This is a genomic window from Escherichia sp. E2586, from assembly GCF_005781105.1.
GTDB lineage: Bacteria > Pseudomonadota > Gammaproteobacteria > Enterobacterales > Enterobacteriaceae > Escherichia.
In genome coordinates this window covers 21,809-35,079 of record NZ_VATN01000025.1, presented here as the reverse complement: position 1 = coordinate 35,079, position 13,271 = coordinate 21,809, and the positions used below count along the sequence as shown (strand labels likewise).

The 13,271-nt window shown below is 51.5% G+C and carries 13 protein-coding genes and 1 pseudogene; 8 read left to right on the top strand and 6 right to left on the bottom strand.

Annotated features, from left to right (window positions below; all coding sequences use genetic code 11):
* Window positions 1-22 precede the first annotated feature (22 nt).
* A complete protein-coding gene (locus FEK50_RS21145; RefSeq protein ID WP_131162306.1) occupies window positions 23-1,333 on the top strand; it encodes an AppA family phytase/histidine-type acid phosphatase in 1,311 nt (436 codons plus the stop codon).
* Here the strand turns inward: FEK50_RS21145 and cspH are convergent.
* Window positions 1,321-1,533 (bottom strand): cold shock-like protein CspH, encoded by a 213-nt coding sequence (cspH, locus tag FEK50_RS21140; RefSeq protein ID WP_130205408.1) that lies wholly within the window; start codon window positions 1,531-1,533, stop codon window positions 1,321-1,323. The genes FEK50_RS21145 and cspH overlap by 13 nt on opposite strands.
* A 286-nt stretch (window positions 1,534-1,819) precedes the next feature.
* On the opposite strand from cspH, the gene cspG reads away from it, so the two are divergent.
* The 4 genes and pseudogenes from cspG (at window position 1,820) to FEK50_RS21120 (ending at window position 2,598) form a co-directional block, all read left to right on the top strand.
* A complete protein-coding gene (cspG, locus tag FEK50_RS21135; protein ID WP_000066493.1) occupies window positions 1,820-2,032 on the top strand; it encodes a cold shock protein CspG in 213 nt (70 codons plus the stop codon).
* Between the two features lie 10 nt (window positions 2,033-2,042).
* Entirely contained in the window at window positions 2,043-2,231 is a 189-nt protein-coding gene (locus tag FEK50_RS21130; RefSeq protein WP_130205730.1) for a cold-shock protein, read from the top strand.
* Window positions 2,200-2,435 (top strand): annotated as a pseudogene (locus FEK50_RS21125) (cold-shock protein). Before FEK50_RS21130 ends, FEK50_RS21125 begins: the two are co-directional and overlap by 32 nt.
* Entirely contained in the window at window positions 2,425-2,598 is a 174-nt protein-coding gene (locus tag FEK50_RS21120; protein WP_130205410.1) for an addiction module toxin, GnsA/GnsB family, read from the top strand. The pseudogene FEK50_RS21125 and the gene FEK50_RS21120 overlap by 11 nt, the downstream one beginning before the upstream one ends.
* Window positions 2,599-2,646: 48 nt before the next feature.
* Here FEK50_RS21120 and FEK50_RS21115 read toward each other — a convergent pair whose 3' ends face one another.
* From FEK50_RS21115 to torR, 3 genes are all read right to left on the bottom strand, one after another.
* Window positions 2,647-3,720 (bottom strand): 4Fe-4S binding protein, encoded by a 1,074-nt coding sequence (locus tag FEK50_RS21115; protein ID WP_131162305.1) that lies wholly within the window; start codon window positions 3,718-3,720, stop codon window positions 2,647-2,649.
* Window positions 3,721-3,791: 71 nt separating this feature from the next.
* Window positions 3,792-6,536, bottom strand: coding sequence for a TMAO reductase system sensor histidine kinase/response regulator TorS (gene torS / locus FEK50_RS21110; protein ID WP_131162304.1), 2,745 nt, complete (start codon window positions 6,534-6,536; stop codon window positions 3,792-3,794).
* Window positions 6,537-6,568: 32 nt separating this feature from the next.
* A complete protein-coding gene (gene torR / locus FEK50_RS21105) occupies window positions 6,569-7,261 on the bottom strand; it encodes a two-component system response regulator TorR (RefSeq protein WP_130205416.1) in 693 nt (230 codons plus the stop codon).
* Between the two features lie 131 nt (window positions 7,262-7,392).
* Between torR and torC the strand changes: the two genes are divergently transcribed.
* Genes torC through torD form a run of 3 tightly spaced genes read left to right on the top strand, consistent with a single transcriptional unit; the run spans window position 7,393 to window position 11,692 of the window.
* The gene (torC, locus tag FEK50_RS21100) at window positions 7,393-8,562 is read left to right on the top strand and encodes a pentaheme c-type cytochrome TorC (RefSeq protein WP_130205418.1); all 1,170 of its coding nucleotides are present in this window, start codon (window positions 7,393-7,395) and stop codon (window positions 8,560-8,562) included.
* Window positions 8,562-11,096, top strand: coding sequence for a trimethylamine-N-oxide reductase TorA (gene torA / locus FEK50_RS21095; protein ID WP_131162303.1), 2,535 nt, complete (start codon window positions 8,562-8,564; stop codon window positions 11,094-11,096). Before torC ends, torA begins: the two co-directional genes overlap by 1 nt.
* Window positions 11,093-11,692, top strand: coding sequence for a molecular chaperone TorD (gene torD, locus FEK50_RS21090; RefSeq protein WP_131162302.1), 600 nt, complete (start codon window positions 11,093-11,095; stop codon window positions 11,690-11,692). Before torA ends, torD begins: the two co-directional genes overlap by 4 nt.
* 155 nt (window positions 11,693-11,847) lie before the next feature.
* Here torD and cbpM read toward each other — a convergent pair whose 3' ends face one another.
* On the bottom strand, window positions 11,848-12,153 hold the full coding sequence (cbpM, locus tag FEK50_RS21085; protein WP_130205424.1) for a chaperone modulator CbpM: 306 nt from the start codon (window positions 12,151-12,153) through the stop codon (window positions 11,848-11,850).
* Entirely contained in the window at window positions 12,153-13,073 is a 921-nt protein-coding gene (cbpA, locus tag FEK50_RS21080) for a curved DNA-binding protein (RefSeq protein ID WP_130205426.1), read from the bottom strand. The genes cbpM and cbpA overlap by 1 nt, the downstream gene beginning before the upstream one ends.
* Window positions 13,074-13,271 lie beyond the last annotated feature (198 nt).

The window sequence follows — 13,271 nt, the reverse complement described above, 5'->3', positions numbered from 1 at the left end:
TATGAAAAACGGAAACATATCGATGAAAGCGATTTTGATCCCATTTTTATCTCTTCTGATTCCGTTAACCTCGCCACCTGCATTCGCTCAGAGTGAGCCGGAACTGAAGCTGGAGCGGGTGGTGATTGTCAGCCGCCATGGCGTGCGTGCGGCCACCAAAGCCACGCCACTCATGCAGGATGTCACTCCAGACACATGGCCTGAGTGGCCGGTGAAATTGGGCTGGTTGACCCCGCGTGGCGGCGAACTGGTCACTTATCTTGGGCATTATCAACGCCAACGCCTGGTCGCTGACGGTTTACTGGCAAAAAATGGCTGCCCGAAACCTGATCAGGTTGCGATTATTGCGGATGTCGATGAACGTACGCGTAAAACAGGTGAAGCCTTTGCTGCCGGGCTGGCACCCAACTGTACGATTACAGTACATACCCAGCCAGATACTTCCCGGCCCGATCCCCTGTTTAATCCCCTTAAAACTGGCGTTTGCCAACTGGATAAGCCGAACGTTACCGCGACTATTCTCAGTAGAGCAGGGGGATCGATAGCGGAGTTTACCGAGCATCGGCAAACCGCATTTCGCGAACTGGAGCAGGTTCTCAATTTCCAGCAATCAAATCTGTGCCTTAAACGAGACAATCAGGACGAAAGTTGTACGTTGACTCAGGCATTGCCGTCCGAACTCAAAGTGAGTGATGACAATGTATCCCTGACCGGTGCGGCAAGCCTGGCTTCAATGCTGACGGAGATATTTCTCCTGCAACAGGCACAGGGAATGCCGGAGCCTGGCTGGGGACGAATTACTGATTCACACCAGTGGAACACCTTGCTAAGTCTGCATAACGCGCAGTTTTATTTGCTGCAACGGACACCAGATGTTGCCCGTAGTCGTGCCACGCCGTTGCTGGATTTAGTGCTGACGGCGCTGACGCCAAATAACACGCAACAACAGGTTTATGGCGTGACATTACCCACTTCACTGCTATTTATTGCCGGACACGACACTAATCTGGCGAATCTGGGGGGCGCGCTAGAGCTTAACTGGACGCTACCAGGCCAGCCGGATAATACCCCACCGGGGGGCGAACTGGTTTTTGAACGTTGGCGGCGACTTAGTGATAACAGCCAGTGGATTCAGGTATCGCTGGTATTCCAGACCCTACAGCAGATGCGTGACAAAACTCCGTTGTCGCTAAAAACTCCGCCAGGCGAAGTGGCGTTAACGTTGGCTGAGTGTGGCGAAAGAAACGCGCAGGGTATGTGTTCGTTGGCTGGTTTTACGCAAATCGTGAATGAAGCACGCATTCCGGCATGCACTCTCCATCAGGACAAATAAACATTTGCCGCTGAGGGGCCACGCAGGCCATTGACGCGGCAAAATTCCACGCGTAACCCTGGGGTGAGCACTTCTGCGTCGCGGGGGGTGAATGCGGAAATATGGACCTGGACTTCTTTACGACCGTCGGAGGGGATGATGAATCCTTTGCCGCTTTTGCGATCAAAGGTTTTGACAATTCCTGTCATTTTACGGGACAAACAAATTCCTTACTGATAAATCTGCGCTGCACTATACGGTCTAAATAAAATAAAGCCAGTTTTATTTAAGACCGCTGGACGGCCAAAATAAAGTTTGCTTAATCTTATTTATCATGCGTTAATAGCTGCGTCGGTTTGAAAGACAGACATCATACAAAGTAGTTTACTAAAGCAGTTCTCATTATCAGGCATTATCCCCTTCTTTTGAGTCTCTCTCCTGAACACTAAGTAGTTTCTGTATTAAAGCCCTGTTTGCCGAAAGGCCCAAAATGAAGGAAGTAATAATATGTCTAATAAAATGACTGGTTTAGTAAAATGGTTTAACGCAGATAAAGGTTTCGGCTTTATCACTCCTGATGATGGCAGCAAGGACGTTTTCGTCCATTTCACCGCCATCCAGAGCAATGAATTCCGCACGCTGAACGAAAATCAGAAAGTCGAATTTTCTATTGAGCAGGGGCAACGTGGTCCCTCGGCAGCGAACGTTGTTACGCTCTAAGGTTGCCGCTATTACTCAGCATCTCCATTTCCGCTGTCCATGTTGTCATGGTTCACAGTACCGCACATCGGCATTCGATGTGACGGAGCGAAACCCTTTAGGTGCAAAGTGTATTTTCTGTAAATCGATGATGATCACCTTTGATAACATCGCATTGCAAATACGCACTGACCAGACACCACTGGATTTCACCAAATAATATCAGGCTCCCTCGTGGAGCCTTTTTTATATCTGGCTTATTTTTCCTCAATTCTGTATGTATAATAAGCGATAACCTGTTGATTATTGAATCTTTCAGGGAGATGGCTTATAACATTTCTTGCCTGACCAGGTACCGGGAACCAACACCTTACTGGCGTGTTGCTGTCTTTTAAGACCAGAAGAGGTTAACAGTGAATATTGAAGAGCTAAAAAAACAAGCCGAAACGGAAATCTCAGATTTTATCGCGCAAAAAATCGCCGAATTTAACAAGAACACAGGGAAAGAAGTCTCTGAAATTCGCTTCACCGCGCGGGAGAAAATGACCGGGCTTGAAAGTTATGATGTCAAAATCAAAATAATGTGATTTTGTGAACATCACCCCGTGCGAGGTGATGTTCCGCTTGTTGCTAATTTAGTGACCAATCATTGGCGCTTGTGGAATTAAGCGTCGGTACAACTCCTCTGTCACCGGGCTCTGCCATACTCCCGCATACATCGCATAAGCAATCACCGCGAACATAATTCCCAATACCAGTAGCGCCATGAGCCAGCCAGACAAGGCAAAGACCTTTTTATTTGCCGCAGGTTTTTGCAGCGAAAAGGTCAATGTTGAGGCCACCGGGCATGACTCCACGCAGGTCATACAACCGGTACATTCCACCGTTCTGACCTGAATTAATTTATCGACTGGGATCCGTGATGGGCAATTTTTCGCACATTTACCGCAGTCGATACAGCTTTCGGCATTGCGACGAATCTTAAACGGCGATAATAGCGAAACCAGTCCCATCAGCGCACCATATGGGCAGAGATAACGACACCAGGCATGGCGAATAAACAGGCTGGCAATCAGCAAAACCGTCACGCTGATTAATGTCGCTTTCCCCATATGGCGAAAGAAATCGAGCATTTTAACGTCCATCACCACGCTATAAGGCGATAGCATAAAATAGTGAATAGCCTGGGCGGGCATGAATAACGCGATATAAAGAAAAAAGCTTAATAGCAAATATTTCACCGCGCGTAGAGGAATATCCAGCCAGCGGGGAGGGGCGAATTGTCGACCAAACAGTTTTTTCCCGAGATCGCCAATTAATTCAGAGAGCGTACCAACAGGGCATAGCCACGAACAAAAGGCTTTTTTCAGCAGTAAGCTGATAATGATAAAAGCGACCAATAACAGCATCGCGGCGGCGTGCACGGAAGGTAACTGACTTGTTGCAAGGCTGTATTTCAGATTCATCAGACCAGCAATCGGCAGCCAACCTTCAATGCCCCCCGGTCTGGCAACAAATGCCGTATTACCTGCCGTTTCGTAATAGCGCACCCAGTACCAAAAGGTGACGGCAATATAAATATTGATTGCCAACAGTAATAATTGCGTCGCTTTACGCCAGGTCGTGGCATTGCGCCAGTCATTCCACGGTAATTTACCGCCCGTCGTGCCTGGCCGTCGCTGCCAGCGGATTCTTTTTTTCTCTGCCATGATTTTGCCCGCCCGTTAAGTTGCATACCAAATGCCACTATTCTAAGTTTTCTCAACGGGATGATATTGATTCACATCGGGTTCGGGGCTTTCTTATTCAGCCACTGTTCCAGGGCCGCGATGCTACGCGTAATTTCTTCACGCGGCAGGGCCGCGGTTAATGGTTCCAGCTCAAGTTGTCCGCACAACTGACAGGCACTGCGCATGCCCAGACTGGCGCAGCTGCTTTTCAACTGATGCGCGGCACGTTTGATTTTGTCGCTGTCGTGACTGGCGCGGGCTGTGTCCATTTCATCGAGAAGGGGCAGGGCATGTTGTTTAAATAATGCCAGCCATTCGTGGATTTTCGTCACCCCCATTAACTGCGCATCTTCATTGAGTTGCGATACATCCAGCGGTTGATGGTTATGTGTTTGCAGGTGCAGATAGTGAGCCAGTAACTGACCAAGCACTTCACGCGACACCGGTTTAGGGATAATTCCGCGAAATAGCGAACTGGTACGCTGGCGCAGCGTTTCGTCGATGACATGGGCGCTAAAGCCAATCAAAACCAGCGACGGATATTGCAGCGAAAGTTGCCGGGCAAGTGTAATGCCGTCGATATCCGGCAGATCAAAATCCACCAGCGCGGCAGCAAACGGTTCACTATTTTGCAGCGTCTCTAAAGCCTGCGCGGCATTTCCTACGGCCGCGACCTGAGCGCCACTGGTGTTAAGTATCTCGATGGTAATACGCTGCGTTAGCGGGTTATCTTCAATCAACAGTAATCGTAAACCGTCCAGACGCACCGCCTGATTGACTGTTTTTGGCACGGGGGCCGTGGCAACTCGTAACGGCAAGCGTAAACAAAAACAGCTTCCAACCTCCAGCGTGCTTGTGGCGTACAGTTCGCCGCCCATCGCCTGGGCCAGACGGCTACTGATAGTCAACCCCAGCCCGGTGCCGCCGCGTTTACCGCTCACCTGAACAAACGGCTGAAAGATATCAGCCAGTTTCGCGGGATCAATACCACAGCCGCTGTCTTCCACTTCGACCAGCCATTGTTCGCCATCAGTGCGACTACGCAGGATAATGTGCCCTTCGTCGGTGAAACGCAGGGCGTTGCTCAACAGGTTGGTTATAACCTGACGAATACGTCGCGGATCGCCCATTAACGCAGTCGGTACATCGTCGGCAATTGCTGTTGCCAGGCGAATCGGGCGACCTTTCACTCGTCCGCTCATTAATTGCAGGGTACTTTCCAGCAGTGGGCGCGGTTCAAAGGGTTCATCGCTGACCGAAACATTCTTGCCACCAGCTTCGATAGCCGAATAATCGAGAATATCGTTGAGGATGGTCAGTAATGATTCGCCAGAGTCAGTAATCGCCCGCAAATCATCACGCTGGGCGTTAAGCGCCGGGTTATCTGCCAGCAACTGCGCGGTGCCGAGAATTCCGTACAGCGGAGTGCGGATCTCATGGCTCATCGCAGCCAGAAACGCAGATTTTGCCTGGCTGGCTTTTTCTGCTTCCGCCCGTGCCTGTCGGTGTTCTATCACCAGTTCCTGCAATTCAGCTGTACGCGCTTTGACCTGCGCCGCCAGCTGTTCGCGGTGGCGATTAAGCGCATGAACACTGCTGCGAAAAGCATCCATCAGCCGCCCGATGGTGTCCAGCTCCCGCACGCCAGCGGTTTCCGGGAAAGGGGAGTCGATATCACCGTCCAGCAGCCGTTGCAGAGCCTGCGTTTGTTCGGCAAGTGGACGCGTGACTGAGCGATAAACCACGCGCCAGAGGATCAGAATCAATGAGCAAAGTGAAACGACGCCCAGCAGTAGCAGGTTAAACCGTACATGTTCACTGGCGCTTTCCAGATGTGTAAGTCCAGCCCGATTACGCTGCTCAATGGTTGCGACCAACTGATTAACTTCGTTGCTGAACTGTGCAAACTGCACAATATTATTTTGCGTCAGCGTCTGCAGGTGAGTATTGAGTGCTTTTTCTCGTTGGTAGAGCGCCAGTAACTCGACATATCGTTGTACTGTCTCCAGTGCCTTTTCCGCCTGCGCGCGAACCGGCGGAGCTTTAATACGTCTTTGTTGAAGCTGTACCCTGTTAAGTGCGTTTTTCAATTGAACAGGCAGCCTGTTCTTATTTTTTTCACTCTCCTCCAGCTCCAGTTTCATAACGAAATGCTGTATTTGCAGAGCGCTAAAGCGCATTTCGTGCATCTGCCTGACGTACTCACGATCGCCAGCAACCCACTGTTCGACGGCGCTCTCCGCCGACCTGTTATGATTGTAGCCAAACACACTTTGCGGGCCAGACTGCGGTGATGCGGTGGCGATGGCTATGTAATGGGTCTGGGATTGCGCGATGTTGGCGATTTCTCCGGCCGCGGCGACGATTTGCTGGCTGAGTTGTTGCTGTTGATCGTGGAGTTTCAGCCGCTGACCGACCAGATCGCCCTGTTGACGTAGCGAGTGGTCAATCTCATAGGCTTGCCGTTCAATAGCTATCGTTTCAAACCCTTTCTCGCGCAGCCCCTGCAACAGGGAGTCAATTTTCAGCTTCTGCGCCGATAACGTTCTCCCCTGGGATTGCCACATCTCTGCGCTATCCGTGTTGTTCAGATTTTGGGCGGTAAAGAGTTCCCACGCGCTGGCCTCACTCAACTGACGGGCCATATTCATGGTTGGGATCAGGGCCAGAGTATTGGTCTGAGCGCTTTGAGTTAAAACGCGCAGGTTATACCAACCTACAAAGATACTTACCAGAGTCAGCAATGCCATCAGGGCAAACGCCATCCACAATCTTTTGGCCAGAGTGAAAATCATCCTTGGTGCACCACATTACCTGAATCGGTGGATTAATAGACATCAGCGGCTAAGAAATACCCTTCGCCATGCTGCGTAACTAACAGGTTGGCGCTGAGTTTATGACGCAAACGGCGGATCAGTACGTCCACAGTGCGCAAATCGGGGTTTTCTACCCGCCGGGCGGAGAGCATACGCAGCAGTCGTTCGCGGCTGAGGATCTCGCCAGGATTAGTGACAAAGGCCACCAGCATTTCGTATTCCGCGCGGGTGAGTTTGATAGGTCGGTCGTCCTGATCCAACGTGTGGCGTGAGATATTCAGACAATATCCGGCAAAACGATAGCAGTTATCCTGAGAGAGAGCGTTGGCCTGACGGGCCAGATCGATACGCCAGAGCAGATTTTTTACCCGTACCACGAGTTCACGCAGCTCCAGCGGTTTGATGACATAATCATCGGCGCCCATCTCAAGCCCGACAATTCGATCAATAGGATCGCTGCGCCCGGTCACCAGAATAATCCCCACCGTTGAGCGTTCGCGCAGGGCTCGGGTGAGCATTAAGCCGTTTTCATCGGGCAGGTTAATATCCAGCAAAATGAGATCAACAGGCTGGTTTTCCATAATTTCCCGTAGTCCGTCGCCGCTTGCCGTGACCGACACGAGATACCCTTCCTGGATGAAGTAGCTTTGCAAACGTGCCTGCGTCACAGGCTCATCTTCAACAATGACAATATGGTGTGACATCCCTGCTTTCCCGATCTTCCTGTTCATATCCATTCATATGCTGTCATAAGCCATTCATCCTGACGAGTGCCGCTATTCATATTTGCTTATTAAGATCACAGTTGCCAAATTATATTTTTACAGGAGTTATTATGAGACGACTATGGAGTGCGCTGCGTCGGCCAAGTGCGCGTTGGTCGGTGTTAGCGCTGGTGCTGATGGGGATCGTGATCGGTATTGCCTTGATTGTGTTACCTCACTTCGGGATCAAGGCCACCAGCAGCACTGAGTTTTGCGTCAGTTGCCACAGTATGACGCCGGTGTATGAAGAATATAAAAAGTCGGCGCATTTCCAGAATGCTTCCGGCGTACGCGCCGAGTGTCATGACTGCCACGTCCCGTCAGATTTACCGGGAATGCTGAAGCGGAAACTGGAAGCGAGTAATGAGGTGTATCAGACCGTTATTGGTCACTCCATCGATACCCCTGAGAAATTCAACGCTAAACGCGCAGAACTCGCCGAGCGCGAATGGGCGCGGATGAAAGAGAACAATTCAGCGACCTGCCGTTCCTGCCATAACTACGACGCGATGGATCATGCAAAGCAGCATCCGGAAGCCGCACGTCAAATGGCCGCCGCAGCGAAAGATAATCAGACCTGTATCGACTGCCATAAAGGCATTGCCCACCAGCTGCCGGATATGAGCAGCGGCTCGCGTAAACAGTTCGAAGAGCTACGCGCCAGCGGCAGAGATGATAAAGACATCCTTTATTCTATAGATATAAAGCCGCTTTATGCAGCAAAGGATGATAAAGAAGCGACGGGTTCACTGCTGCCAGCCTCTGAAGTGAAAGTGCTTAAACGTGACGGCGACTGGTTGCAGGTGGCTATCATCGGCTGGACGGAAAGCGCTGGAACTCAACGGGTTCTGACCGAGTTGCCCGGCAAACGGATTTTTGTCGCTTCCATTCGCGGCGATATCCAGCAGCAGGCGAAAATGCTGGAGAAAACCACCGTTGCTGACACCAAAACCGAGTGGAGTAAGATGCAGGCCACCGCATGGTTGAAGAAGGGCGATATGGTCGACGACATCAAACCAATCTGGGCCTATGGCGATACGCTGTACAGCAGTGCCTGTAAACAGTGTCACGGCGCGTCAGCAACGACCCATTACGACGCCAACGGTTGGATCGGCCAAATCAACGGCATGATTGGTTTTACCAGCCTGGATAAACGGGAAGAACGCACCATGCTGAAATATCTGCAAATGCATGCGTCGGATACCGCAGGGAAGTCTCACAGCGATAAGGAAGGAAAATAATGAAAAATAAAGACATTTTTCAGGCATCACGTCGACGCTTTCTTACCCAGCTTGGCGGCTTAACGCTGGCAGGGATGCTGGGGCCATCGCTGTTAACTCCACGCCGCGTTAACGCAGCGCAAGCTGTTACGTCGAAAGAGGGTATCCTGACCGGTTCGCGGTTTGGCGCCATTCGCGCGACGGTGAAAGACGGGCGCTTTGTGGCGGTGAAACCGTTTGAACTGGATAAGTACCCGACGAAAATTATCGCCGGGCTGCCGGATCACGTCCACAATCCGGCGCGTATTCGCTATCCGATGGTGCGAGTCGACTGGCTGCGTAAGCGCCATCTAAGTGACACCACTCAACGCGGTGATAACCGTTTTGTCCGCGTCAGTTGGGATGAAGCCCTGGACATGTTCTATGAAGAACTGGAACGGGTGCAAAAAACCTATGGCCCCAGTGCGTTACTGACCGCCAGCGGCGGGCAATCATCAGGTAAATTTCATAGCGCCGGGGGAATGCTGTCGAAAGCCATCGCACTACATGGCAATAAAGTGAGTACCGGCGGTGACTATTCCACCGGGGCAGCGCAGGTGATCCTGCCGCGGGTGGTGGGATCAATGGAAGTTTACGAACAGCAAACCTCCTGGCCGTTAGTGTTGCAAAACAGTAAAATCATCGTCATGTGGGGCACCGATTTGGTGAAGAATCAGCAGGTTAATTTCCGCTGCCCGTCTCACGATGTTTATGAATATTACGAGCAACTGAAAGAAAAGGTGGTGGCGGGCGAAATCGAAGTTATCAGCATCGACCCGGTGGTCAGTTCAACGCATGAATATCTGGGGCGTGAGCACGTTAAACATATTATTGTTAACCCGCAAACCGATGTACCGCTACAACTGGCGATGGCCCATACCCTGTACAGCGAAAATCTGTACGACAAACAATTCATTGCTGATTATTGCGTCGGTTTCGAGCAATTTCTGCCGTATTTGCTGGGTGAGAAAGACGGCCAGCCGAAGGATGCCGTCTGGGCAGAAAAACTGTGTGGCATTGACGCCGAAACGATCCGCACGCTGGCGCGGAAAATGGCGGGCACAAGAACGCAAATTATGGCTGGCTGGTGCGCCCAACGTATGCAGCACGGCGAGCAGTGGTCATGGATGATTGTGGTGCTGGCGGCAATGCTCGGGCAGATTGGCCTGCCAGGTGGCGGTTTTGGTTTTAGTTGGCACAGCAGCGGCTCAGGCGTGCCAGGCCGTAAAGGGATTATCCTGAGCGGTTTTCCCGGTGCCACGAAAATTCCGCCAGTTCATAACAACAACGATTACAAAGGTTACAGCAGCACCATCCCAACGGCCCGTTATATCGACGCCATTCTGGAACCGGGGAAAGAGATCAACTGGGACGGCAAAACAGTTAAGTTGCCGCCGCTGAAAATGTGTGTTTTCGCCGGGACCAATCCGTTCCACCGCCATCAGCAGATCAACCGCATAATCGAAGGCTGGCGTAAGTTGGAGACGGTGATTTCCATTGATAACCAGTGGACCTCCAGTTGCCGCTTTTCCGACATTGTATTACCCGCAACCACCCAGTTTGAGCGTAACGATCTCGACCAGTTTGGTGACTATGCCAGCCATGGGCTTATCACCACTAAACAGGTGGTGCAGCCGCAATTTGAGGCGCGCAACGACTTTGATATTTTCCGCGAGTTATGCCGCCGCTTTGACCGTGAGGAAGCCTTTACTGAAGGGCTGGATGAGATGGGTTGGCTCAAGCGCATCTGGCAGGACGCGCTCCAGCAGGCCAAAGGACTCGGCATCCATTTACCGACCTTTGATGAGTTGTGGAACAGTAAAGAATACGTGGTCTATGACCATCCGCAGATGTTCGTGCGTCATCAGGCATTCCGCGAAGATCCCGACCTCGAACCGCTGGGGACGCCGAGCGGGTTGATTGAGATCTACTCGCAAACTATCGCCGACATGCACTATGACGATTGTCAGGGGCATCCAATGTGGTTTGAGAAAATTGAACGTTCCCACGGTGGACCAGGTTCGCAGAAATATCCACTGCATCTGCAATCGGTGCATCCCGATTATCGCGTCCACTCGCAACTGTGTGAATCCGAAACACTGCGTCAGCATTACAGCGTAGCGGGCAAAGAGCCGGTATATATCAGCCCGCAGGATGCCCGTGCGCGCGGGATTGCTAACGGTGATGTGGTGCGTGTCTTTAACGATCGGGGGCAGGTTCTGGTGGGCGCGGTGGTTTCTGATCTCTATGCACCAGGCGTGATCCGGATCCATGAAGGCGCCTGGTATGATCCGGATAAAGGCGGTGAGCTCAATGCGCTGTGTAAATACGGTAACCCTAATGTGCTAACGCCCGACATCGGGACTTCGCAACTGGCGCAGGCCACCAGCTCACACACGACCATTGTGGAAATTGAAAAATTCACCGGTCCAATAGAGAAGGTAACGGCGTTTAGCGGTCCGATTGAGATGGTGGCACAGTGCGAATATGTTCCGGCACCGCAGGTGAAATCATGACTTCACTAACGGTGGAACAGAATGCCTGTATCTACGCCTGGCTGGCGCAGTTGTTCTCCCGTGAACTGGACGATGAACAACTGACGCAAATCGCCAGTGCACAGATGGCTGAATGGTTTTCTTTGCTGAAACGCGAGCCGCCGCTGACTGCGTCGGTGAACGAACTGGAAGCTAAAATCGCCGCCTTGACGGTACGTGACGATGCCCGTCTGGAACTGGCCGCTGACTTTTGCAGCCTGTTTTTGATGACTGACAAGCAGGCGGCACTGCCGTATGCATCGGCGTATCAGCAGGACCCACATGTGATCAAAGGCTTACTGGCTGAGGCAGGGATGGACACCAGTGGCAATTTCAACGAACCGGCAGATCATCTGGCGATTTTTCTTGAGTTGTTAAGTCATCTGCATTTTGCCCGGGGAGAGGGGATTGTACCTGCACAGGAAGTTGACAATCTGCGGCAAAAAACACTGATGTCGCTGCGGCAATGGTTACCAGAGTTTGCTGTGTGTTGCCATCAGTATGACAGCTTTGGTTTTTACGCGGCACTAAGCCAGTTATTGCTTGCGATAACCAATAGAGATAATGCCGATAGGTAGGCCTGATAAGACGCGTTAAGCGTCGCATCAGGCATTATGGCATAGCTGCCGGATGCGGCGTGAATGCCTTATCCGGCCTACGGAAAGGGTGATTTTTGTAGGCCTGATAAGACGCGTTAAGCGTCGCATCCGGCAGCCAGTTCCGGCAGCCACACTCACGGGTGAGCCACAAACCGGGAAAGCCGCTGGCGTAGCAGGCGGTTTTCCTGTTTCAGATGTGCAATATCATCCATTAACGTTAGCGCCACCGCGATCCCCGGCCAGTCCAGCGCCAGTTCCTGACGTAGACGTACCGCGCGTTGCACCACAATGGCGGCATGGTCATCAAATACCCAGGTTGTTTCCTGGATCTCTCTCGGTTCAACCACCCCCAAACCGACAATTTCATTCAACTCCTCTTCAGAAATGCCGGTATGCAGGCAAAACTCGGTAATGGTAAAAGTCACCGTAACATGAGCCATTATGCTTTCCCCCAATCTTTACGTGGATCAAAAGACGACTGGGCGTCTGCCAGTTGTTGCCACAGCGCGGCAGTATTTTCATCCGGTTTCGGCGGCATGACGATTTTCAGCACAGCATACAAGTCACCAGTCTGTTTTTTGCTTACCAGACCTTTGCCTTTAATGCGCAATCGTTGCCCGGCCTGACTGCCTGGCGGAATGGTCAACAAAATGCTTTCTTTCAGCGTTGGTACAGTGACTTTGCTACCCAGAGCCGCTTCCCACGGGCTAACCGGCACCACAATTTCCAGATCCTGACCGACAATATCAAACAACGGATGCGGGGCTATATGAATCACCAGCCACAGGTCGCCATTTGGACCACCGTTTTCGCCTGGCGTCCCCTGGCCTTTCAGGCGGATACGTTGACCATTGCCGACACCCGCCGGGATCTTCACATTCAGCGTTTTCGGGATTTCCTGTTCGATCATGCCAAAGGCGTTATAAACCGGCAGGTTATAGCTGATGGTACGTTTGTGCTCAGTAAGCGTTTCTTCCAGGAATACCGCAACTTCAATTTCAATATCGTGGCCACGTGTGGCGGGGCGTTGACGGCTCTGGCGGGCATGTTGACCGAAAATTGACGAGAAGATATCGTCAAAATCTTCGGCATTGAAACTCTGACCGTCGCCATGCTGGAACTGGCGGTTGAATTGCGGATCGTTGCGATGCTGCCACATCTGATCATATTCAGCGCGACGCTGTTCATCACTTAGCACTTCCCAGGCTTCAGCAACCTCTTTGAAGCGGGCTTCGGCATCGGGCTCTTTGCTGACATCAGGATGGTATTTGCGGGCCAGTCGACGATAGGCGGTCTTGATTGTCTTGAGATCGTCCGTCGGTTTCACGCCCATGATGGCGTAATAATCCTTTAATTCCATAGCGTTATCTCGCGTAAATCAATACAGACAAAGGGAAACCCCTGACAAGGTATCAGTGTTAAGTGTAGGGGAAATCAGAAAAAATCGTAGGCCAGTGATAAAAACATAACTAAAAATGATATTTTCAGCCTGAATTTTGGCAGGTAAAAGAGGGGACGTTTAACCTTCACAGATGCCCCATGACGACGTTGTCAGGGG

What these genes read in the sequence shown, in the direction of transcription:
- FEK50_RS21145 (WP_131162306.1), top strand. Translation starts at nt 23, where the DNA reads ATGAAAGCGATTTTGATCCCATTTTTATCTCTTCTGATTCCGTTAACC.
- cspG (WP_000066493.1), top strand. Translation starts at nt 1,820, where the DNA reads ATGTCTAATAAAATGACTGGTTTAGTAAAATGGTTTAACGCAGATAAA.
- FEK50_RS21115 (WP_131162305.1), bottom strand. Translation starts at nt 3,720, where the DNA reads ATGGCAGAGAAAAAAAGAATCCGCTGGCAGCGACGGCCAGGCACGACG.
- torS (WP_131162304.1), bottom strand. Translation starts at nt 6,536, where the DNA reads ATGATTTTCACTCTGGCCAAAAGATTGTGGATGGCGTTTGCCCTGATG.
- torR (WP_130205416.1), bottom strand. Translation starts at nt 7,261, where the DNA reads ATGTCACACCATATTGTCATTGTTGAAGATGAGCCTGTGACGCAGGCA.
- torC (WP_130205418.1), top strand. Translation starts at nt 7,393, where the DNA reads ATGAGACGACTATGGAGTGCGCTGCGTCGGCCAAGTGCGCGTTGGTCG.
- torA (WP_131162303.1), top strand. Translation starts at nt 8,562, where the DNA reads ATGAAAAATAAAGACATTTTTCAGGCATCACGTCGACGCTTTCTTACC.
- torD (WP_131162302.1), top strand. Translation starts at nt 11,093, where the DNA reads ATGACTTCACTAACGGTGGAACAGAATGCCTGTATCTACGCCTGGCTG.
- cbpM (WP_130205424.1), bottom strand. Translation starts at nt 12,153, where the DNA reads ATGGCTCATGTTACGGTGACTTTTACCATTACCGAGTTTTGCCTGCAT.
- cbpA (WP_130205426.1), bottom strand. Translation starts at nt 13,073, where the DNA reads ATGGAATTAAAGGATTATTACGCCATCATGGGCGTGAAACCGACGGAC.